General features: G+C 56.9%; 19 protein-coding genes. 6 read left to right on the forward strand and 13 right to left on the reverse strand.

Going from position 1 to position 22,583, the window contains the following annotated elements; genetic code table 11:
* Positions 1–3: 3 nt before the first annotated feature.
* From Q8O73_RS15215 to Q8O73_RS15225, 3 genes are read left to right on the forward strand one after another with little or no spacing between them, the layout of a single operon-like run.
* Positions 4–1,284, forward strand: coding sequence for a cyclopropane-fatty-acyl-phospholipid synthase family protein (locus Q8O73_RS15215; protein WP_305559039.1), 1,281 nt, complete (start codon positions 4–6; stop codon positions 1,282–1,284).
* Positions 1,285–1,295: 11 nt separating this feature from the next.
* Positions 1,296–2,621: an MFS transporter gene (locus tag Q8O73_RS15220; RefSeq protein WP_305559040.1), complete on the forward strand. Its 1,326-nt coding sequence runs from the start codon at positions 1,296–1,298 to the stop codon at positions 2,619–2,621.
* Positions 2,622–2,677: 56 nt separating this feature from the next.
* Positions 2,678–3,169, forward strand: a complete 492-nt coding sequence (locus Q8O73_RS15225) for a DUF3833 domain-containing protein (protein ID WP_305559041.1) — start codon at positions 2,678–2,680, stop codon at positions 3,167–3,169.
* On the opposite strand, the gene Q8O73_RS15230 is transcribed toward Q8O73_RS15225, so the two are convergent.
* The 3 genes from Q8O73_RS15230 to Q8O73_RS15240 are packed head-to-tail and all read right to left on the reverse strand — an operon-like array spanning position 3,120 to position 5,079.
* A complete protein-coding gene (locus tag Q8O73_RS15230; RefSeq protein WP_305559042.1) occupies positions 3,120–3,578 on the reverse strand; it encodes a nuclear transport factor 2 family protein in 459 nt (152 codons plus the stop codon). The genes Q8O73_RS15225 and Q8O73_RS15230 overlap by 50 nt on opposite strands.
* Positions 3,575–4,336: an SDR family oxidoreductase gene (locus Q8O73_RS15235; RefSeq protein ID WP_305559043.1), complete on the reverse strand. Its 762-nt coding sequence runs from the start codon at positions 4,334–4,336 to the stop codon at positions 3,575–3,577. Before Q8O73_RS15235 ends, Q8O73_RS15230 begins: the two co-directional genes overlap by 4 nt.
* The gene (locus Q8O73_RS15240) at positions 4,333–5,079 is read right to left on the reverse strand and encodes a DUF6134 family protein (RefSeq protein ID WP_305559044.1); all 747 of its coding nucleotides are present in this window, start codon (positions 5,077–5,079) and stop codon (positions 4,333–4,335) included. Before Q8O73_RS15240 ends, Q8O73_RS15235 begins: the two co-directional genes overlap by 4 nt.
* 176 nt (positions 5,080–5,255) lie before the next feature.
* Here Q8O73_RS15240 and Q8O73_RS15245 point away from each other — a divergent pair, with 176 nt between their 5' ends.
* Positions 5,256–6,029 (forward strand): RluA family pseudouridine synthase, encoded by a 774-nt coding sequence (locus Q8O73_RS15245; protein ID WP_305559045.1) that lies wholly within the window; start codon positions 5,256–5,258, stop codon positions 6,027–6,029.
* Here Q8O73_RS15245 and Q8O73_RS15250 read toward each other — a convergent pair.
* Together Q8O73_RS15250 and Q8O73_RS15255 are read right to left on the reverse strand one after the other, a co-directional pair.
* Entirely contained in the window at positions 5,976–6,902 is a 927-nt protein-coding gene (locus tag Q8O73_RS15250) for an AEC family transporter (protein ID WP_305559046.1), read from the reverse strand. The two genes, Q8O73_RS15245 and Q8O73_RS15250, sit on opposite strands and share 54 nt — an antisense overlap.
* Positions 6,903–6,922: 20 nt before the next feature.
* Positions 6,923–7,369, reverse strand: a complete 447-nt coding sequence (locus tag Q8O73_RS15255) for a methylglyoxal synthase (RefSeq protein ID WP_305559047.1) — start codon at positions 7,367–7,369, stop codon at positions 6,923–6,925.
* A gap of 499 nt (positions 7,370–7,868) precedes the next feature.
* Between Q8O73_RS15255 and Q8O73_RS15260 the strand changes: the two genes are divergently transcribed.
* Positions 7,869–8,180 carry a hypothetical protein gene (locus tag Q8O73_RS15260; protein WP_305559048.1) on the forward strand — a complete coding sequence of 104 codons (312 nt, stop codon included), beginning with the start codon at positions 7,869–7,871 and terminating at the stop codon, positions 8,178–8,180.
* 21 nt (positions 8,181–8,201) lie between these two features.
* On the opposite strand, the gene lpdA is transcribed toward Q8O73_RS15260, so the two are convergent.
* The 8 genes from lpdA to Q8O73_RS15300 form a co-directional block, all read right to left on the reverse strand.
* Positions 8,202–9,608 carry a dihydrolipoyl dehydrogenase gene (gene lpdA, locus Q8O73_RS15265; protein ID WP_305559049.1) on the reverse strand — a complete coding sequence of 469 codons (1,407 nt, stop codon included), beginning with the start codon at positions 9,606–9,608 and terminating at the stop codon, positions 8,202–8,204.
* 24 nt (positions 9,609–9,632) lie between these two features.
* Positions 9,633–10,913, reverse strand: a complete 1,281-nt coding sequence (gene odhB / locus Q8O73_RS15270) for a 2-oxoglutarate dehydrogenase complex dihydrolipoyllysine-residue succinyltransferase (protein WP_305559050.1) — start codon at positions 10,911–10,913, stop codon at positions 9,633–9,635.
* 100 nt (positions 10,914–11,013) lie between these two features.
* Positions 11,014–13,923 carry a 2-oxoglutarate dehydrogenase E1 component gene (locus Q8O73_RS15275; RefSeq protein WP_305559051.1) on the reverse strand — a complete coding sequence of 970 codons (2,910 nt, stop codon included), beginning with the start codon at positions 13,921–13,923 and terminating at the stop codon, positions 11,014–11,016.
* 66 nt (positions 13,924–13,989) lie between these two features.
* Positions 13,990–14,865 (reverse strand): succinate--CoA ligase subunit alpha, encoded by an 876-nt coding sequence (sucD, locus tag Q8O73_RS15280; protein ID WP_305559052.1) that lies wholly within the window; start codon positions 14,863–14,865, stop codon positions 13,990–13,992.
* A gap of 2 nt (positions 14,866–14,867) precedes the next feature.
* Positions 14,868–16,067 carry an ADP-forming succinate--CoA ligase subunit beta gene (gene sucC, locus Q8O73_RS15285; RefSeq protein ID WP_371135096.1) on the reverse strand — a complete coding sequence of 400 codons (1,200 nt, stop codon included), beginning with the start codon at positions 16,065–16,067 and terminating at the stop codon, positions 14,868–14,870.
* 170 nt (positions 16,068–16,237) lie between these two features.
* On the reverse strand, positions 16,238–17,188 hold the full coding sequence (gene mdh / locus Q8O73_RS15290) for a malate dehydrogenase (RefSeq protein ID WP_305559053.1): 951 nt from the start codon (positions 17,186–17,188) through the stop codon (positions 16,238–16,240).
* 461 nt (positions 17,189–17,649) lie between these two features.
* Complete coding sequence (gene zapE / locus Q8O73_RS15295; RefSeq protein WP_305559054.1) at positions 17,650–18,774, reverse strand: cell division protein ZapE; 1,125 nt, start codon at positions 18,772–18,774, stop codon at positions 17,650–17,652.
* Between the two features lie 96 nt (positions 18,775–18,870).
* Positions 18,871–19,860, reverse strand: coding sequence for a CorA family divalent cation transporter (locus tag Q8O73_RS15300; protein WP_305559055.1), 990 nt, complete (start codon positions 19,858–19,860; stop codon positions 18,871–18,873).
* Between the two features lie 149 nt (positions 19,861–20,009).
* On the opposite strand from Q8O73_RS15300, the gene Q8O73_RS15305 reads away from it, so the two are divergent.
* Complete coding sequence (locus Q8O73_RS15305) at positions 20,010–22,577, forward strand: DUF3772 domain-containing protein (RefSeq protein ID WP_305559056.1); 2,568 nt, start codon at positions 20,010–20,012, stop codon at positions 22,575–22,577.
* The last annotated feature ends 6 nt before the right edge of the window (positions 22,578–22,583 follow it).

The following is a 22,583-nucleotide window of genomic DNA, read 5'->3' on the forward strand; positions in this document are numbered from 1 at the left end:
ACAATGCCCGATCAAAACCGAACCCCTTCTGCTTCGCGTCAATGGCTGGCGCGGCTGGCCCCTGTTTTCGCCCCGGTTCTGGGCGGCGTGATACGCCATCCTTCGATGCTGGAACGGATGTTGACCGGGGTGTTGTCGCATTTGAAACATGGCCGTTTGACGCTGGTTCTGCCCGACGGGCGCAGTTTGAATTTTGATGGTGTCGATCATCTGGATCTGCATGCGGTTTTGCATGTGCGCGACTGGCGGGCAATCCGCAAAATGATCACCGGCGGCGATGTCGGTTTTGCCGAATCCTATATTGACGGCGAATGGAAAAGCCCCGATCTGACCGCCTTGATGCGGGTGGCGGCATTGAACGAGGCGATTGTGCGGGCGCGATTTGCCGGGGGGGTGTTATCGCGCCTGATCGGGCGGATCAAACATCTGCGCAATGCCAATTCTCTGGACGGTTCCAAACGCAATATTGCCTATCATTATGACCTTGGAAACAGCTTTTACGACAAATGGCTGGACCCCGGCATGACCTATTCATCGGCCCTGTATTCGGGTGCCGGGCAAAGTCTTGAGGCTGCGCAGGACACCAAATACAGCCGGATTTGCGAATTGGCGGATTTAAGACCGGGCGACCGAATTCTGGAAGTCGGTTGTGGCTGGGGTGGCTTTGCCGAACGGGCCGCCGGACAATATGGCGGCATTGTGGAATGCCTGACCCTGTCGCGTGAACAGCATGCCTATGCGCAAAACAGGATGCTGACCAAAGGTCTGGCTGATCGCACCCATATTGCACTGCGCGATTACCGCGAACAGGATGGCCAGTTTGACAAGCTGGTTTCGATTGAAATGTTCGAGGCGGTCGGCGAGGAACACTGGCCGACCTATTTCGCCATGATCCGGGATCGCCTGAAACCCGGTGGCAAGGCGGTGTTGCAGATTATCACCATCGATAATGACCGGTTTGAAAGTTATCGTAGCGGGGCCGATTTTATTCAGCGTTATATCTTTCCGGGCGGTATGTTGCCGTCGCCTGATGCCTTGGCGCGGGCCATTGCCAAGGCCGGGCTGGAACTGACCCACAGCGAATATTTCGGTCCGTCCTATGCCACCACCCTGCAAGAATGGCAGCGCCGGTTTCAGCATGGCTGGGATGATATCGCCCGGCAGGGGTTTGACCTGCGTTTCAAACGGATGTGGGAATATTATCTGTCCTATTGCGAAACCGGCTTTATCGAAGGATCGATCAATGTCGGATTTTTTGTGATCGAACATCCCGAAAACAGTTAGGGCGCGGACCCATGCGGCCTGACTCCCTTTCTGTATTGTTTTATGCCCTGCCTGCGGTGGCGGCGGCCATTCCGACCATTCCGGCCTATGTTTTGTTGCCCGGTTTTTATGGCGATACGCTGGGTGTTGGTTTGGCGGTGACCGGGGCGGTGTTGCTGGCCGTACGTCTGATTGATGTGGTGACCGATCCCCTGATTGGCTGGATATCGGACCGGTCCGGGCGGCGCAAGATCTGGGTGGTTTTGGGGGCGATTATCGCCGGGGTCGGGCTTTGGCATTTGTTTTCCCCGCCCGATGATCCGGACGGGCTTTATCTGTTTGTCTGGGCCAGTGTTTTGTTTTTGGGTTGGACCCTGTTTCAAATTCCCTATCTGGCATGGGGGGCGGAATTATCCGGGGATTACCGGCAACGATCCGCCATTACCGCCTGGCGCGAAGGATGCGGCCTGATCGGCATTTTGATGGCCGGGGCCATTCCGGTGATGATGATGATCGATGATCGCGGTGCTGAAATCCGCATGATCGGACTGGTGACCGTGATTGCCGGGGCGATCACCATTGGTCTTTTGGCGTGGAAGGTGCCCGATCCGCATCATTTAAAGCATTTGTCGGGGATATCCCCCGCCCGGTTGCCCGATTTTCGCAGTCTGATGCGCAACCGTCTGTTTGTGCGCCTGTTATCGGCGTGGTGGGTCAATGGGCTTGCCAACGGGTTGCCTGCGGTGTGTTTTCCGCTGTTTGTGCGGTATTACCTGCAACTTGATTCTGCGGCTGAAAACATTCTGATCCTGCTGTATTTCGCGGTTGCCATTCTGGCGATTCCGGTCTGGGTGGTGATGGCGGGCCGGTTTGGCAAACACCGGGTCTGGTGTGGGGCGATGATCATGGCGATTGCGGCCTTTGTCTTTGTGCCGTTGTTGGGGCCGGGCGATATGGCGGCCTTTGCGGTGATTTGTGTTGTGACCGGTGCAGCGCTTGGCGCTGATCTGGCCCTGCCACCGGCCATTCAGGCCGATGTCGATGACTGGGACCGGTATCGGTTTGGCGGGGATCGCACCGCCCTTTTATTTGCATTGTGGAACATGGCGAACAAGCTGGCGATGGGGCTTGCGGTGGGTATTGCCTTTCCGGTTTTGGGGGCATTGGGCCTGACCACGGATATCACCCCGACATCGACCGCCCTGATTGTACTGATTTTGATCTATGCGGTGATTCCCGTCGTACTGAAGACAATGGTGATTGTGATGATGTGGCGGTTTCCGATTGACGCCAGTCATCAGAATGCGATCCGTCGGCGTCTGTCGCGCCGCACAGTCACCTTACAGGGAGCAAGCTGATGCTGCGGCATGGACTGGCCTTTTTTTTAATCTTCTTTGTCGCCGGATGTGGGTCAATGAAACCGCAGGACTTTGCCCAAAAACATCCGAAACTGGATGTTTTTGACTATTTCGCCGGGGAAACCCGCGCATGGGGGATTTTCGAGGATCGTTTTGGCACATTGCGGCGGCAATTCACCGTCGATATTACCGGAACGATCGAGGACGGGGTTTTGACGCTGGAAGAGGATTTTGTCTATGACGATGGCGAGGAAGAGCGCCGGGTCTGGAAAATTCGCAAAACCGGTGATCACTGGTACGAAGGCGAGGCCGGGGATGTGGTGGGCATTGCCCGCGGCGAGCAATATGGCAATGCCCTGAACTGGACCTATGACATGGATTTGAAGGTGGGCGATGGCACCTGGCGGGTGTCGTTTGATGACTGGATGTTTTTGCAGGCCGACGGGGTAATGGTCAACCGCGCCCGGGTGCGCAAATGGGGGGTCGAAATTGGCGAGGTCACGCTGTTTTTTGCAAAGACCCCAACCGTCGCGCAAGCCGCCGAATGAACCAGCCCAGAACAGGTATTCTGGCATAAAAAACCTGTGACGCATCCCAGTGATCGGTATGGGAGGCGACCTTGCTGCCATCTTCATTGAAACCGATTTCCGACATGCCGGTAAACTGCCAGTCGCCCAGAACCGGGATGCGGGCCGAAAATTGCCAGCGCAAAAAGGCCAGTTCCCGGTCAAGGGCAATATGGGTGACGATAAACCGGGGATTTTCCGCCTCGACAAACATTTTTCCCAGATAGGCGCAAAGATCATCCTGCCCGGTGATTTGGGTGAAAGGATCGGCAAAACGGATATCCGATGTTGTCACATCGCGCAAATTCGCCACCGTTTCCGGGCGCAAATGGGTGAAGCAGGCGGCGTATTTTTCGGCGGTCTGCCGGTGTGTTTCGGGATTTGTCGTCATTCGCCCATTACCTTGCGCATCAGTTTGAAATACCATTTATAGGGCAATATCCGCGCGAATTTAAGCTGCCGGACAAAGGGCGGGGGAAAGGCGATTTCAAACCGGTCATCGCGCATAAGGCCAGCGTGGATATCATCCGCCGCCTGTTGCGGGGTTTGCAGATGCGGCATGTCAAAATCATTTTTGGCGGTCAGGCGGGTTTTGACAAATCCCGGATTGATCACGCGGACCAAAACACCACTACCTGCCAGTTCACCATGCAGGGTTTCACATAAATTGATCAGGGCGGCCTTGGTCGGGCCATAGGCGGCGGCCTTTGGCAGGCCGCGATACCCCGCGACCGAGGCCACCACGGCAATTTCCCCTGAACCCCGTTCTCGCATGCGCGCCAGCAACGGTTCTAGGCAATTGACCACCCCCAGATAATTGATCTCGATATGCTGGCGGATGGTTTGGGCCGAAAATTCGGCCACGGGCATCGGGCTGTAAATTCCTGCGGCCAGAATAACCAGATCGGGCAGGCCGTGATCGGTTTCGATTTTTGCAATCGCCGTTGCAATTGCCGTTTGGTCGGTCACATCCAGCGGCAATGCGTGGATTTTGGGGCTTTCGGCGGCAAGATCGTTCAGGGCATCGGCATTGCGGGCCGAGGTAATCAGGATGGCATCGGGGTTTTGCCGCACAAATTTTTGCACCAGTGCCGCGCCAATTCCGGCCGATGCGCCGATGATCCAGATGGTGTTCCAGTGTTTGGTCATTGCGGATCCTTGGTCGGGGTGCAGGTCAGGCAGCGATAGGTGATTTCCGATCCGTCCCGCGCCACAAAGCGCAATCCGGCCCAGCGCCCGGCATCATCATACCACGCATTGGTTTCCAGTTGCCCGCGATAGGCATAATGGGCGGCGGACAGGGGGCCGTCCGGGGTGGGTAACGGGTCGGTGCCGATACGGGTGATGGTGACATCATTGGCCCGACCGGTGATGGTATTCAGAACCTGCGTGCTGTCCAGAACCCCGCAATGCCAGTGATCGGTCGGGAAAATATCGCCCGGCAGGGTTTCTGTTCCATCGGTATTTTCAACAATCAGCTTGCCCGCCTTGCGCCGCGCATTCAGGCTGGTTTGATCGCCATCATCATCGACCGTGACCGCAAGGGACGCCATGTCATCCCCCTGCCAGATGCTTTCGGACCGATAACGGAATTGATAGACATTCAGGCCCAGAAACGAAATATCGATCCGGCTTTCGGCGACCACCTGTACCCCGTCCCGGCCTTGATTGAAGGTGACAACATGTTGCCCCACCGGCAAATCGCCCCGGCGGATTTCAAATCGCAACTGATCACCATAACGCGCAATCGGGTCAAAGCCGGAACAGGATTTTTGGGCGATGTCGGGGGTGAGGGCGGCGATTTCGCGGTCTGCGGCCATGGCCGGGGGGATAAGACCGCCAATCACGGCAATGGCGGGGACCCAAAAGCCCGGCAGGCGCAGTACGGTCATGGGAAAAGTTCCTGATATGGTAAAATCCTTTATTTCCTTACGCAAATCGCGGAGCGGTGGATCAATCGCCCCAAAGATGGCCCTAAAAGTCTGGTCCGGGTCGCCGAAGACGGTTATAGCTTCGCCCTGTGGCGTGTTGCCGCACCATTTTGCATTTCATCAGGTACCGATCTGATATGAACCATCCCATTGCCGACGACCTGATTGCTGCGGTGCTGCATCGGGATTCCAACATCATCGTGTTGAACAAGCCGCCGGGGCTGGCATCGCATGGCGGACCGAAAACCTATCAGCATGTCGATGCCTATCTGCCGCAACTGACATTCGGGATTTTGTCCGTTCCGGTTCTGGCGCACCGGCTGGATCGCGATACGGCCGGGTGTTTGATGCTGTGCCGTCATGCCAAGGCATCGAAACGCATCACGCGGCTGTTTACCGAAAAGAAAATCGACAAGAAATACTGGGCGGTGGTGCGCGGTGTGATGCCCGATGATCATGGCATGATCGATGCGCCGATCCACAAACATAATGATGAAAGCGGCTGGCGCATGGAAGTCCATGACGACGGACAGCCTTCGATCACCGAATACCGGGTTTTGGGCCGTACCGATGATCTGACCTGGATCGAATTGATCCCGCATACCGGGCGCACCCATCAATTGCGGGTGCATCTGGATCATATCGGTTTTCCCATTCTGGGTGATCCGTTTTACGGCACGGGCAAACCGCCGGTATTTGGCGGGATGCCGACGCTGCATTTGCTGGCCCGGCAACTGGTGGTGCCGTTTCATGCCGACCGCGACCCGGTGGTGGTCAATGCGCCGCCGCCCGAACTGATGCGCGATGCGCTGGTGGCGTGTGGCTATGCGGATGGTATTTTTGCCGTCCCGGCCCTGTCAGTGGATGCTGAGAACAGCGGCGATGACAGCGATGCTGAAGGCGGAGAGTAAGGTTTCCAGCGTGATGATCGAGGCCATGGCATCGGGGTCGCCATTGAGCTGGCGGGCCAGAATATAGGCATTGCCTGCGCAGGGCATCCCGGCATAGAGCACCCCCATCGCCAGAACCATGCCCGATATCCCGGCAAATTGCAGGGCAACAAGGGTGATGGCGGGCAGGATTGCCAGTTTCAGGGTGGTGGACAGGGCAATCGCCCCCATCGCCTGACGGTCCATCACAAACCGCAAACCGGCCCCGACCGACAACAGGCTGAGCGGTAGGGCGGCGGTTTTAAACAGGGCGGCGGTATTTTCCACCGGTACGGGCACATGAATATTGGTGATGTTTAAAATCGCGCCGGCCCCGGCGGCGAGAATGATCGGATTTTTGGCAAGGCCGATCAAAACCCGGCGGATATTGCGTTGCCCGCCGCTGAGCGCATTGAGAACCACCACACCCAGCATATTGGTGGCAATCACCATCACCGCGATAAATACGATGGCAAGGGCGAGGCCTTCGCTGCCATAAAGGGCATCGGCCACCGCCAGCAGAACGTAGCTGTTATAGCGCACCGCCCCCTGAAAGATCGAGGTGAATAGCGGCGTATTGCGCGTGATCCACGGGCGCAGGATCAACAGAACAGCCGATAAAAACAGGGTCGCGCCCAGCGTCACCGCCACGGCCCGCCCGGCATTGCCGGTGCTGAAATCCGCCCGGTAAATTTCCACCATCAACAGGGCCGGCAACAGCAAATAATAGGTCAGCCGGTCGATCCCGGCCCAGATATCGTTGCCGGTAATCAAAAACCGTTTGAGGGCAGCCCCGACCAGAATGGCGGCAAAAATCGGAAAGATCGCAGCGATCAGTTCATAGGCAAGCGACATGGGGGCTATGTCCGTTGGTGTCACACCTTGCGCGTGGCATAATCGGCAAAGATTTTTTCCGGGGAATGGTCGCGATATTGTTCGCAGATCGCCGCGAAATCTGGGTTGCTGATCAGCAGGTCGGCGGTGCTGCGGTTGCAGGCAATCGGAACTTCGTACATGTTTGCCAGCCGGATCAGGGCGCGGACATCGACGTCGTGGGGCTGGGGCGTCATCGGGTCGGTAAAGAAAAACATCGCCTGCAACTGCCGGTGCGCGATCATGGATCCCAATTGCTGATCACCGCCAAAAGGGCCGCTTTTGAGCGCCACGATATCAAGTTTGGGAAAGCGTTCCTGCAAGACCCGGCCTGTGGTGCCGGTGGCAAAGATTTTATAAAGGGCAAACTGATCCTGATGGGTGGCCAGCCAATCGGCCATTTCGCGTTTGCGGCGGTCATGGGCGACAAGTCCGATCGAAAGCGTCATGGGGGGCTCCTGCGTCAGGAAGGTCAGTCATTAAGGGGACTGTACCATATCTGGCGATGCGATGACACAAGGTGTTGAGATAAAGGGAAAATTTGTGGATTTGCCGTAAGGGGAAAAGTTTTTTCGGATTTTGTGAAAAAAGTTCTTGATTTGTTCTTTTCCGTGGGATATAAAGAAAAAATCAACGGGGCAACTGCGCCCGGACCGAAACCCGCAAGGAGTGATCCTTGCGGGTTTTTGCGTTCGGGCCATGAGGCCGACAGGCAAAAGCAGGAAAGCGGGAGCGGCAGGATGGTGTGTTTCAAGAAAAGGCGAAGACCGGTGACGGCAGGGGTCGGGATGGGGATAACGGATAAGAATCCGGGCGGGGGAACTGCGCCTGTACGCCCGAAATGCGCCCAAAAACCGCGATGCCCGGCACCCAAGGCAAGAGGCAGCCCGAAGACCGCCCCGGCGAATTGCGGGGGACCATTGTCAAAGCCGGATCAGGCCCGGTGACATGCGCCATGATCAGGCCGGGCGGAGTCTGTCCGGTGCGGAAGTCCGCCCGGACTCCGTCCGGATCGGTTTGGCCGATGCCGGAACCGTGACCTGTGGTGGCTGGTGCGGTGTTGCGGTCGGCGTGTTGCGGGATTGTACCCGGATTGCACCGGGTTGCTGTTGGGACGGGGAATCCGTTTGCGGCAGGTCCGTCATGAGGGCCGCCCTGTCGGGGTCGCCGGTCTGTGTGATCGTTCCGGATTCCGACGGGATTATCCCTGTGATCATCGGGCAAAACAAAACGGCCGCCCGCAAGGGCGACCGTTTGTGAAAATCCGCAAGCGGGACAATCTTACATGTGGATGGCGCGTTTATCGACGTCCATTGCGGCTTCCTTGACCGATTCGCCAAGGGCCGGGTGGGCGTGACAGGTCCGCGCGATGTCTTCGGCGGATGCGCCGTATTCCATCGCCAGAACCACTTCGGCAATCAGGTCGCCTGCGGCCGGGCCGACAATATGCGCGCCGACGACACGGTGCGTTTTCTTGTCTTCCAGCAGTTTGACAAAACCTTCGGTGCTTTCCATGGCCTTGGCACGGGCATTGGCCGTGAAGGGGAATTTGCCGACAGCATAATCGACGCCTTCGTCTTTGAGCTGTTCTTCGGTTTTGCCGACTGCGGCGATTTCCGGCCAGGTGTAAACCACGCCGGGAACCTTGTTGTAATCGACATGTCCGGCTTCACCGGCCAGCATTTCGGCCAGGGCAACGCCGTCTTCTTCGGCCTTGTGCGCAAGCATCGGGCCTTTGATGGCGTCGCCAATGGCAAAGATGCCCTGCACATTGGTCTGGAAATGTTCGTCGGTTTCAACGCGACCGCGATCATCGAGCTTGACCCCGACCGTATCAAGGCCAAGACCGGCGACATAGGGACGACGCCCGATGGCAACCAGAACGACATCGGTCTTGATTTCTTCGGCAGCGCCGCCCTTGGACGGTTCGACCGTCAGGGTGACGCCGGACTTGCCCGATTTGGCCCCGGTCACCTTGTGGCCGAGTTTGAAGGTCAGGCCCTGTTTGGCGAAAATGCGCTGGGTCTGTTTGACCAGTTCGCCATCCATACCCGGCAAGATACGATCCAGATATTCGATGACGGTCACATCAGAACCCAGACGACGCCAGACGGAACCCAGTTCCAGCCCGATGACACCGGCACCGATCACGACCATTTTCTTGGGCACTTTCGGCAGGGTCAAAGCCCCGGTCGAGGAGACGATGTTTTTTTCGTCAATTTCGACACCCGGCAGCGGGGTGACTTCGGACCCGGTGGCGATCACGATGTTTTTGGCGGTCAGGGTTTCTTCCCCGCCGTCAAGCTTCGCAACCTTGACCGTGGTGGCCGAGGTGATTTCGCCAGCACCCTTGACATAGGTTACCTTGTTCTTTTTGAACAGGAATTCGATGCCCTTGACGTTGGAATCAACCACCTTGTCCTTGCGGGCCATCATCTTGTCGATATTGACCTTGGGTTTGCTGATTTCGATGCCGTGAACATCGAAATGTTCGTTGGCTTCTTCAAAAAGATGCGAGGAATGCAGCAATGCCTTGGACGGAATGCAGCCGACATTCAGGCAGGTGCCGCCAAGGGTGCCGCGTTTTTCAACGCAGGCAACCTTGAGACCAAGCTGGGCGGCGCGGATGGCACAAACGTAACCACCGGGGCCCCCACCGATCACGACAACGTCGTAGTTCTCACTCATGAGTTCAGTGATCCTTCTGTCTGATCAGATGTCGAGCAGGATGCGTTCCGGGTTTTCGATGCATTCCTTGACGCGCACCAGGAACGAAACCGCTTCGCGGCCGTCAATGATGCGGTGGTCATAGGAAAGGGCGAGATACATCATCGGGCGGATTTCAACCTTGCCGTCGATGGCGACCGGGCGCATCTGGGTCTTGTGCATGCCCAGAATGCCCGATTGCGGGGCATTGAGGATCGGGGAGGACAGCAAGGAGCCGAAAACGCCGCCATTGGAAATGGTGAACGATCCGCCAGACATTTCATCCATGCCCAGTTTGCCATCGCGGGCGCGTTTGCCGAAATCGACAATCGTGCTTTCAAGATCGGCAAAATTTTTCTTTTCAGCCGAGCGAATGACCGGAACCACCAGACCTTGCGGGGTGCCAACGGCAACGCCGATATCGCAATAGTTTTTATAGATAAAGGAATCGCCATCAATTTCGGCATTCACCGCCGGCCATTCATGCAGGGCGGTGGTGCAGGCCTTGATGAAGAACGACATGAAACCGAGTTTGACGCCGTGTTTCTTTTCAAAGCCGTCCTTGTATTTGTTGCGACATTCCAGAAGATTGGTCATGTCCACTTCGTTATAAGTGGTCAGCATGGCCGCGGTATTCTGGGCTTCTTTCAGGCGGCGCGCAATGGTCTGGCGCAGCTTGGACATTTTGACCCGTTCTTCGCCGTCGCGCAGATTGCGTTGCGGTTTCGGACCGGCCGGTGCAGCCGGTGCAGCAGCAACAGCGCGGGGGGCAGCAGAACCGCCGCCAGCCATGTAATCCATGACATCGCCCTTGGTCAGGCGACCATCGGTGCCCGATGCCGGGATTTTGGTGGCATCGAGATTATTGTCTTCGATCAGTTTGCGCACAGCCGGGGCCAGCGGGTGATCGGCATTGGCAGCCTGCGTTGCCGGAGCGGCAGCAGCAGGAGCAGGAGCCGCCGCCGGTTTGGCTTCTTCTTTTTTCGCCGGAGCCGGTTCTTCTTTTTTGGCTTCGGTTTTTTCAGCCGGGGCCGGAGCCGAGGCCGAAGCGCCTTCATTGATCAGGGCGATCAGGGCACCGACTTCAACTTCGTCACCTTCGGCGACAACCAGTTCGGCAATCGCACCGGCAACCGGCGAATTGACTTCGACGGTAACCTTGTCGGTTTCAAGTTCGACAATCGGTTCATCGGCAGCAACAGCGTCGCCAACCTTTTTGTACCATTTCGCAATCGTCGCTTCGCTAACAGATTCGCCCAGTGCGGGAACTTTTACTTCAGTCGCCATTTTTTCCTCGACCGTTTTCAAACGGGCAGTGTGGGTCTGCCCAAAACAAAAAATATCTTTGATCGGGACGGGCGGACGATGAAACGTCCGCCCGCCGTCGTCATTTCACGCCAAGCGCGGCATTTACAAGTTCTGCCTGCTCGCGCAGATGGGTCTTCAAAAGGCCCGTTGCCGGGGATGCCGCCGCCGAACGACCGACATAAACCGGACGTCCTGCCTTGTGTTTGAGATCGGTCAGGACCTTTTCAATACGGCGATCCACAAAGTTCCATGATCCCATATTTTCCGGTTCTTCCTGACACCAGATGACATCGGCACCCGGATAGCGGGCGATCTGTTCGCCGACTTCTTTGGCAGGCCACGGATAAAGCTGTTCGACACGCACAACCGCGACATCGGTGATGCCACGATTTTCGCGTTCGGCGATCAGATCATAATAGACCTTGCCCGAACACAGAACGACCCGTTTGACCTTTTTATCGGCAATCTGCTTGTCGGTTTCGGCGATCACCGGCAGGAAGGTGGTTCCTGCGGCAAATTCGGCCAGCGACGAGACGCATTGTTTGTGACGCAGCAGCGATTTCGGCGTCATCAGAATCAGCGGTTTGCGGAAGGCGCGGCGGATCTGACGGCGCAGAATGTGGTAATAGTTTGCAGGGGTGGTGCAATTGGCCACCTGCATATTGTTTTCACCACACAGCTGCAAATAGCGTTCAAGGCGGGCAGAACTGTGTTCCGGACCCTGACCTTCATAGCCATGCGGCAGCAACATCACGAGGCCCGACATGCGCAGCCATTTGGCTTCGCCTGACGCGATGAACTGGTCGATAATGACCTGCGCACCGTTGGCGAAATCGCCAAACTGGCCTTCCCACAGAACCAGCGCATGCGGTTCGGCAAGGGTGATGCCATATTCAAATCCGAGAACCCCGGCCTCGGACAGCGGCGAATTGAGAACTTCAAGTTCGGCCTGACCGGTGCGGATATGGTTCAGCGGGGTGTATTTTTCCTCGTTGGTCTGATCGACCAGTTTGGCATGACGTTGCGAGAAAGTGCCGCGCTGGCTGTCCTGACCGGACAGACGCACCGGGGTGCCTTCGCACATCAATGTGCCAAATGCCAAGGCTTCGCCGGTGGCCCAGTCAATGCCTTCGCCGGTTTCAAACATCTTGGCCTTGGTCGCCAACTGACGCAGGATTTTGCGGTTGATGTCATAATCCGACGGCGGTGTGGAAATGGCCCGACCGACTTCTTGCAGCAGGTCAATGTCAACACCGGTCTGGCCGATCCAGTCGGCATCGTCGCTGTGGCTGGACCCCATGCCCGACCATTTGCCTTCGAGCCAGTCCGCCTTGTTGGGGCGGTAGGATTCGGAGGCCTGAAATTCCTCATCCAGATGGGACTGGAATTTCCGGTCGAAAGCCTTGACCTGGTCTTCGTTAAACAGACCTTCGGCCACAAGCTGTTTGGCATAGAGGTCTTTGGTGGTCGGATGTTTACCGATCACGTCATACATTTTCGGCTGGGTAAAGGCCGGTTCGTCGCTTTCATTATGGCCAAAGCGGCGATAGCAGAACATGTCGATCACGACGTCCTGTTTGAATTCCTGACGGTATTCAGTGGCGATGCGCGCAGCATGCACCACGGCCTCGGGATCGTCGCCATTCACATGGATGATCGGGGCCTGAACCACCTTGGCAATGTCGGAACAATAGGGCGAAGAACGGCTGTCCGACGGCTTGGTGGTAAAGCCGATCTGGTTATTGACCACAAAATGAATGGTGCCGCCGGTGCGGTAGCCTTTCAGATTGGACAGATCGAAGGTTTCGGCCACAAGGCCCTGGCCCGAAAATGCCGCATCACCATGCAGCAAAATCCCCAAAACCTGTTCGCGGTTGGTGTCCTTGCGCTGGGCCTGCTTGGCGCGGACCTTGCCCAGAACAACCGTGTTGACCGCTTCGAGGTGCGACGGGTTGGCTGTCAAAGACAGATGGACGACATTGCCGTCAAATTCACGGTCGGCCGAGGTGCCAAGGTGATATTTGACGTCGCCCGACCCCATGACATCATCGGGTTTGGACGGATTGCCCATGAATTCCGAAAAAATCGCCTGAAACGGCTTTTTCATGACATTGGCAAGAACGTTCAGGCGGCCACGGTGCGGCATGCCGAACACAACTTCGCGAATGCCAAGCTGGCTGCCGCGTTTGAGGATTTGCTCAAGCGCGGGAATCAGGGCTTCGCCACCATCAATGCCGAAACGCTTGGTTCCGACATATTTGGTGTGCAGGTAATTCTCGAACCCTTCGGCCTCGACCAGACGTTCCAGAATGGCTTCCTTGCCGCGTGCGGTAAAGTCGGTCTGATTGCCGATGCTTTCGATACGCTGCTGAATCCAGGATTTCTGTTCGGGTTCCTGAATATGCATGAATTCGATGCCGATGGAGCCGCAATAGGTTTTGCGGACCAGTGACATGATCTGCCGGATGGTGGCGGTTTCCATACCCAGAACATTGGCAATGAAAATCGGCCGGTCCATATCGGCTTCGGTAAAGCCATAGGTCTTGGGGTCAAGTTCCGGATGCGGGGCGACCGGGGTCAGGCCCAGCGGATCAAGATTGGCCTCAAGATGGCCGCGCACGCGATAGCTGCGGATCAGCATCAGGGCGCGGATGGCATCATTGGCGGCAGAACGCACGGTATCGGAATGGATCGAGACCGGTTGCGGTGCTGCTATGGGGGCGTAACCGCCATTGCTGCGCGGGCGTTCGGCATGTCCCTGGGACACGTCATAACCATCCATGCCGCCAACAACGCGGGTTTCGCGAGGCTGCCAGCTTGGTCCGCGCATTTCTGCGAGGATGTCCTGGGCGTCGTCTTGCAACTGCGCAAAAAAGTCGGCCCAGCTCTGGTCAACCGATTGCGGGTTGTCCAGATACCGGGCATAAATTTCAGCGATATAGGTCGCATTCGACTCGGTGATAATTGTGTCGAAATCCTGAGGTTTCATTTGTGGTCGTGGAAGGCGCAACCCGATGATCACGCCCCCCTTTGCCTTTCCTCTAACTACCCAATATTAGCCTTTGAGAGCCTTCAGCATGGTCGAGCCGAGGCTTGCCGGAGAATCGGCGACAAAAACGCCCGCAGAGCGCATTGCTTCCATCTTGGCCTCGGCCGTACCCTTGCCACCGGAAATAATCGCACCGGCATGGCCCATGCGTTTGCCCGGAGGTGCGGTTACACCGGCGATGAAACCGGCAACCGGTTTCTTCACTTTGGAGGCCATCAGGAATTCACATGCTTCTTCTTCGGCAGAACCGCCGATTTCACCAATCATGATGATGCCTTCGGTTTCCGGATCGCGCAGGAACAGATCAAGGCAATCGATAAAGTTGGTGCCGTTGACCGGATCACCACCAATACCGATACAGGTTGACTGGCCCAGACCGGCCGCAGTGGTTTGCGCCACTGCTTCGTAGGTCAGGGTGCCGGAACGCGACACGATGCCGATTTTGCCGCGACGGTGAATGTGACCGGGCATAATGCCGATCTTGCATTCGTCCGGGGTGATCACACCCGGGCAGTTCGGACCGATCAGGCGGGTATTGGTGCCTGACAGGGCGCGTTTGACGCGGACCATGTCGGCGACCGGAATACCTTCGGTGATGCAAACGGCCAGTTCGATTTTGGCGTCGATGGCCTCAAGAATGGCGTCGGCCGCGAAGGGTGGCGGAACATAGATCACCGAGGCATTGGCACCGGTGGCATGAACGGCTTCGTCAACCGTATCAAAAACCGGCAGATCAAGATGTTTGGTGCCGCCTTTGCCCGGCGTGACACCGCCGACCATTTTGGTGCCATAGGCAATGGCCTGTTCGCTGTGGAATGTCCCCTGCGAACCGGTGAAGCCCTGGCAGATGACCTTGGTGTTTTTATTAATGAGAACAGCCATGGTTACGCGGCCTCCTTCACAGCTTTGACCACTTTTTCAGCGGCATCGGCAAGATTGTCGGCCGAGACGATCGGCAGACCGGATTCACTGAGGATCTTTTTGCCGAGATCAACATTCGTACCTTCAAGGCGCACAACCAGTGGCACATTCAGGCTGACTTCGCGGGCCGCAGCAATCACGCCTTCGGCGATGACGTCGCAGCGCATGATGCCGCCGAAAATATTGACCAGAATGCCTTCGACATTCGGGTCCGACAGGATCAGCTTGAACGCGGTGGTCACACGTTCCTTGGTGGCGCCGCCGCCAACGTCAAGGAAGTTGGCCGGTTCGCCGCCATACAGCTTGATGATGTCCATGGTGGCCATCGCAAGACCGGCACCATTGACCATGCAGCCGATTTTGCCATCCAGCTTGATATAGTTCAGGCTGTGTTTTGCGGCTTCGAGTTCGGCCGGGTTTTCTTCGTCTTCGTCGCGCAATTCTTCGATTTCGGGATGACGGAACAGGGCGTTGTCATCGAAATTCATTTTGCAATCGAGCGCGATGATGTCGCCTTCGCCGGTGACGACCAGCGGGTTGATTTCAACCATGGCGGCATCGGTTTCGAGGAAGCATTTATACATGGCGGTCATGAATTGGACGGCCTTGGAGACCTGCTTGCCTTCGAGGCCCAGCGCAAAGGCGAGTTTGCGACCGTGGAAGCCCGAAAAGCCCGATGCCGGATCGATATCAACGGTGATGATCTTTTCCGGGGTGTGGGCGGCAACTTCTTCGATGTCCATGCCGCCTTCGGTCGAGGCCATGAAGATGATGCGCGAACAGGCGCGGTCAACAAGGATCGACAGATACAGCTCACGCGCAATGTCGCAGCCTTCTTCGATGTAGACGCGCTTGACTTCCTTGCCGTCGGGACCGGTCTGATGGGTGACCAGGGTCGCGCCCAGCATCTGTCCTGCGTTGGTGCCAACATCGTCGATGCCCTTGACGACGCGAACGCCGCCCTTGTCACCGGCGGATGCCTGCATAAAGGTGCCTTTGCCGCGTCCGCCAGCATGGATCTGGGACTTGACCACATAAACCGGGCCAGCCAGTGCCTGTGCTGCTTCGATGGCTTCCTGTGCCGTGTAGGCAACCTTGCCGTTAGGCACGGTCACACCGTATTTGCGAAGAATTTCTTTCGCCTGGTACTCATGAATATTCATGTTCGGTCGCTTTCTTGCCTTCCATACGTTTCCCGGTGGGTCAGGAACCGTGGTTTCAATGTCCCTGTCTAAAGAGGGGACGCTGTTGCGAGCCGCGCGATCATAACCTGCCCTCATGGCGGGTCATGATTGAAAAACGGGCCGGTTGAAAACCAGCCCGCATCGCGTTCCTACATCATGCCTTTGGCCGCATCGACCAGACCGCGCACTGCTGCGACGGAATTGTCGAACATCGACTGTTCGGCTTCGTCAAGATTGATTTCGACAATGCGTTCAACACCGCCAGCACCCAGAACAACCGGGACACCGACATAAAGGCCCTTGACGCCATATTCACCGTCCAGATGGGCGGCAACCGGCAGGACGCGCTTTTGGTCTTTCAGGTAGCTTTCGGCCATCAGGACAGCGGATGCCGCCGGGGCATAGAAAGCGGAACCTGTTTTGAGCAGGCCAACGATTTCTGCACCGCCATCACGGGTACGCTGAACGATCTGGTCGATTTTTTCCTGGGTGGTCCAGCCCATCTTGATCAGATCGGGAACCGGAACACCGGCAACGGTCGAATAACGGATCGACGGCACCATGGTGTCGCCGTGGCCGCCCAGAACAAAGGCGGTAACGTCCTTGACCGAAACCTTGAATTCTTCGGCAAGGAAATAACGGAAACGGGCAGAATCGAGAACGCCTGCCATGCCGACGACCTTTTTCGGGTCAAAGCCGGTGGCCTGCTGCATCACCCAGACCATCGCATCAAGCGGGTTGGTGATGACAATGACAAAGGCATCGGGGGCGTGGGCCTTGATCCCGGCGCCAACCTGGGACATCACCTTGGTATTGATGCCAATCAGGTCGTCGCGGCTCATGCCCGGTTTGCGGGCGACACCGGCGGTGACGATCACAACATCCGAGCCGGCAATGTCCTTGTAGTCGCTGGTGCCCTTGAAATCGGCATCAAACATATCAACCGGCGAGGATTCAGCAATATCAAGGGATTTGCCCTGCGGTACGCCATCGAGGATGTCAAAAAGCACGACATCGCCAAGTTCTTTCAGTCCGACGAGATGGGCCAGAGTGCCGCCGATATTGCCGGCGCCGACGAGAGCGATCTTGTTGCGGGCCATTCCGTTACCTTCTTCCCTAATTGCGCTTCCTGTGGGTCGAAAACTTACATTGGGAGCGCGATTGAAAATTTCAAACTGCGAGCGCGAAACAATCGTTCGCAAACCACAGGTGTCGTAAACCGATTCGCCCCGTTTTACAAGGGGAAACGCCTTGGTTTTCACGAGGAAAACCGCCGGATCGGGCTTTGTTGCAACTATTGTATAAACGCTTAAAAACCGGTCATGCTGCGCCTGCGAACAAGGCGGGGCAACGGGCAAAGTCGCGATCTGCAAAGCCTTGCGGCTGCCTGATTGGCAGGCAGTTTGCAAATTTGCTGCGAATTCAGGCGCAAGATCGTGTGCAAATGGATGCAGCCCTGCAGGAAGCGGCCATCAGCCATGCAGGTCCTGCGACGTTCTGTGCGACAAACCGGCGGCATCGGGCAGGTGGAGTCGTCTTTGGCACCGGGTGGTGACGGGGGTCAGGTCAGATGCGTCAGATCAAGATATTCCTGACTGCGCATTTCGGTCAGGCGCGACACTGTGCGTTGAAATTCAAAGGCATAATCGCCATCGGTGTAAAGATCGCCCGGCGGGGTTTCCATGGCGCAGACCAGCTTGGTTTTATGTTCATACATCGCATCGATCAGGGTGCCGAACCGTTTGGCCCAGTCGCGGCGCGAATCCGGCATTTTGGGAATCAGGTCGATGACGATGGTGTGAAAATGGGTGGCCAGCGCAATATAATCGCCCGGACCCAGCGGGCGGGTGCATAATTCTTCAAACGTGAAACGTGCCACCCCGGCCCCGGCGGCCGAAATAGCAATTTTGCGGCCCTTGACCGTCAGGGAATCGGCGCTGACACGCGCCCCTTCGGTCAGGGTGGCAAACAACCGGTCGATTTTGGCGGGGGTATTGGCATCGGCAGGCCAGACAAAAACATCGGATGCCGTCAGATTGCGCATGCGGTAATCGGTCGGGCTGGCCAGTTCCAGCACATCGAGTTTTTGTTTGATCATGTCGATAAAGGGCAGGAAATTCTGGCGTTGCAGGCCGTTTTTATACAGATCATCGGGCATGCGGTTTGAGGTGGTGACGATCACCACCCCCTTGTCGAACAGATGTTCAAACAGGCGGCCCAGAATCATCGCATCGGTAATATCGGTGACCTGCATTTCATCGAAACACAAAAGCCATGCCGCGGCGGCAAGGTCGTGGGCAATAGGCGGGATCGGGTCTGAGTCATCATCGGTTTTCGAGGTGCGGAACCGGTGCAGCCTGTCATGGACATCCTGCATGAAATCATGGAAATGCACGCGGCGTTTTTCCGCAACCGGCACGGTGTCAAAAAACAGATCCATCAGCATCGATTTGCCGCGCCCGACCTCGCCATAAATATACAGACCCTGGGGCGGCTGGGGTTCTTCGCGGCGGCGCGTCAGGCCAAACCGTGCGCGCCATCCGGTTGCCCCGGTATGGGGCCGGTAATCGCGCAGGGCGTTAAACAGGCTTTGCAGTTTTTCGGCGCATAATTCCTGCATCGGATCATGGGCCAGTTCGCCGCTGGCAATTTTTGTCCGGTAACGTTCAAGCGGGCCGTCGGTCATGCAGGATGTCTTTCATGCAGGCGGTCAGGGGTCAGGAGGCGGGTCATCCAACCGACATAAAAGGTTCGCCGCCGCAATGCAATATGGTGTGGTGTTTCAGATCAGGCGCAGTTTTTTAAACAGCCAGACCTCGGCAATCACCACCACGGCCATGATGGCGGCGACCACCGGAAACCCCAATGGATTTTCCGCCGCCGGAATACCGCCGACATTGATGCCCAAAAGCCCGGTCAGGAAACTGATTGGCAGAAACAGCCCGGCAATCACGGTCAGCCAATACATGGTGCGGTTCATGCGTTCGGTTTCGACGGCCATCAGACTGTCATTGACGATCTGGGTACGGTCGCGCAGGGAATCCAGTTCTTCGACCAGCCGGGTGACGCGATCGGTCAGGGTGCGGGCCCGGCGTTTGTCGCGTTTGTCCGGCCATGCCGGTTTCTGATCAACATAAGTCCCCAGAGCATCGCGTTGCGGGGCCATATGGCGGCGCAATCGTGACAGGCGGCGGCGAATGTCGCCGCTGGTCATACGCAATTTCAGGGTTTTGGCATCGGGGCTTTCATCAAGAACATCTTCCAGCCCGTCCACGGTTTCCTCGATCTGGCGGACCACATCATCCAGACGGAAGATCAGACGTTCCGCCAGTGTTAAAACAAATTCATCGGCATTATGGGGGGCATGGCCATCGGTGATGGCGGCACGGATATCGGCAAAGGCCCTGATCGACTGATTGCGCAGGGTGATGACCAGGGTGTCACTGACCCAGATGCGCACGGAAATCATGTCTTCGGGGTCGGATTCGGCATTGAGATTGACCCCGCGCAGATTGAGCAAATATCCCTGATCATAAAAGGATACGGATGGCCGGGTGCCGCGGGTCGCCAGATTTTCGACGATGGTGGGATCAAGGCCGATCTTGTCGGTCAGCCATTGTGCAACCCCGGCCCCCATCCAGTTCAGATGCACCCATAAATAGGTGTCATCCGGGGTGGGCGGGACGCCGTTGGCAATATCGTCCCATGACAGGGCGATACCCCGCCCGGTTTTGTCGATATGAAAGGCATTGAGCAGTGCGGCGGATGACATGCGATCATTTCCCGTATCCTGACAATAACGGACATAATCAGAACATCAATATCGTTAATGAGTCGTTTGGCGAAGCAGTGTACCCTGTCGCGCATCGGAAAATGAATGCCATCGTCGTGCGATGGTGATGGGAAAATGGATTGCGAAATATGAGCGGTTTGCGGCGTCTTGCGGTTCTGGCGATATGGATTGTGATGATGATGGCGGGATATGCCGCGCCATCCCATGCCCAGAATATTGATGCTGGCGGTGAAAAATTGCTGCTGGAAAAACCGCAGGAAGTGATCGAACGCTGGGGCCAGTCTTTCGAGTCCTTGCAGGACGATCTTTCGGCCGACGACATTACAGGTCGGATTTTGCTGGATGGGCGGACGAATCTGGAACGAACCGTTTCGGAAATCCGGGAATTTGAAGCCCTTGCCCGCACCCGGCTGGAACGCCTGAACGCGGCGATGGAAAAGCTGGGCCCGAAACCCGAAGAAGGGGCGGTTGACGAAGCCCCGGAACTGGCGGCAGAACGCAAACGCCTGAGCGATGAAATCACCCGGATCAGCGGTTTGCAAAAACAGGCGGAACTGGCCGGGTTTCGCGGCAACGAATTGATGGATCAGGTCGCCCGTGTTTCGCGCGAACGGTTCACCCGGAGGATATTTGGCCGGGTCGATGTGCCGTTGGACCCCCTGATCTGGCAACAATCATGGTCCGAGGCCACCCAGTTTCCCGATCTGGTGCGCGCCCGCTATTCCGACGATCAGATCACCGGGCAGTTGATTGATCATCTTTCCGATGTCGCGCCGGGGCTGATCTTGTTGTTGTGTCTGGTGGTGGCCGGGTTGATCGGCAGCGAGGTTCTGGTGCTGCGTTGGTTGCCGGCGCGCTGGAAGAATGTGCCGCCGGAAGACCACATCGCCCTGATTTCCGGTACGCGATTTTTGCTGACCGTTCTGGTGCCGGGTACGGCTTTGCTGATCATGTATCAGGTTTTTGAAAAACAGGGCAACCTGATGGCGGGCAGCACCGAGGATTTCATCCATCAGTGTTTTTCTGCGTTGATTTTCATGATTTTTGTCGGGGCGTCGGTGCGCAGCATTTTTTCGCCCTTTGCCCCGGAAATGCGCCGGGTCGGTACTACGGTCACCGGGGCACGGATGGTCGGGTTTTTGGCCCTGCTCAATGCCCTGATTTTTGCGGGCGATATGGTGCTGTTACAGGGGGCCACCACTTTGGGGGCGTCGCTGGACCTTGCCCTGGTGCAAAGCGTTACCAATGTTCTGCTGATCAGTGCCTTGATGTTTGTGGCGACCATGGGCCGCTGGTGGGATCATTCGGACCCGGATCGCAAAATTCTGTCGAGCAAGGTTGAACGGCGCACCCGACGCACCTTGCGGATTATTTCGATTGTGATCCCGGTTCTGGCGTTGGTCGGCTATGTGTCGCTGGCGCGGTTCCTGCTTGAAAACATTATGGTGGCGGCGGCTTTTGTCATCAGTTTCTGGGTATTGCGCGAATATGCCCGCGCCCTGGTTCATACCTATCTGGTCAAACCCGATGTGCCGCGTGATGAAAACGCCACCAGTGATGCGGTGCATGGCACGCTGTATTTCTGGTTGCGGGTGACGGTTGATGCGGTGCTGGTGACCATTGCCGTGCCGATGGCGATTTTACTGTTTACCGATACCGGCTGGGAGGCGTTGATTGCTGTCACCGAGGCGGCCTTTATCGGGGTGCAGATCGGCACCATCAATATTTCGCTCCGCGCCATTCTGGTCGCGATTTTGCTGTTTCTGGTTTTGCTGTCGGTCATGCGGTTTTTTCAGCGTATGCTCAATACCCGCGTATTGCCCAATACCAAGCTGGATCAAGGTTTGCAGCATTCGGTTTCGGCGATTTTCGGCTATGTCGGGATTATTCTGGCGGTGTTGCTGGCGGTGTCGGCGGCCGGGGTGGATTTGTCCAATCTTGCCATCATTGCCGGTGCGATTTCGGTCGGCATCGGTTTTGGCATGCAAAGCATCGTCAATAACTTTGTTTCGGGCCTGATCCTGCTGATCGAACGGCCGATCAAGGTCGGGGACTGGATCGTGGTCGGGGCCGATCAGGGGCTGGTCAAGGATATCCGGGTGCGGGCGACCGAGATTGAAACCTTTGACCGTTCATCGGTGGTGATCCCCAATTCCGAACTGATTTCCAACCGGGTGATGAACTGGACCCTGACGGATCGCAACGGGCGCGGCATTGTCCGCATTGGCGTTGCGTATGGTTCGGATGCGGAAAAGGTGCGGTCGATCCTGCTGGATATTGCCGACAGCCGCACCGAAATTCTCAGCTATCCGGCGCCGCAGGTGGTGTTTATGGATTTCGGGGCCAGTTCGCTGGATTTTGAATTGCGGTTTTTCCTGCGCGACATCAGCAATGTTCTGGCGGTTTCCAGTGCCATCCGATTTGAAATTCTGGAACGGTTCCGCACCGAAAATGTTGAAATTCCGTTCCCGCAACAGGATTTGCATTTGCGCGATATCGACCGGCTGGAAGACGCCATTCGCAGCATCGGTCAGGGCAACCCGCCGCCCCGCAAGGAAGAGACGCCCGTCGCCGAAACGCCCGAACCTGCGCCCGAACCAATGCCGGAAACCGGCACCGATAGCGGCAAGGGCGGACAGGATGCAACGCCATCGGCGGCGACACGGGAATTGCCCGATGACGGCGATGCAAAATAAACCGGG

Source organism: Thalassospira sp. (genome assembly GCF_030690045.1).
Lineage (GTDB): Bacteria > Pseudomonadota > Alphaproteobacteria > Rhodospirillales > Thalassospiraceae > Thalassospira.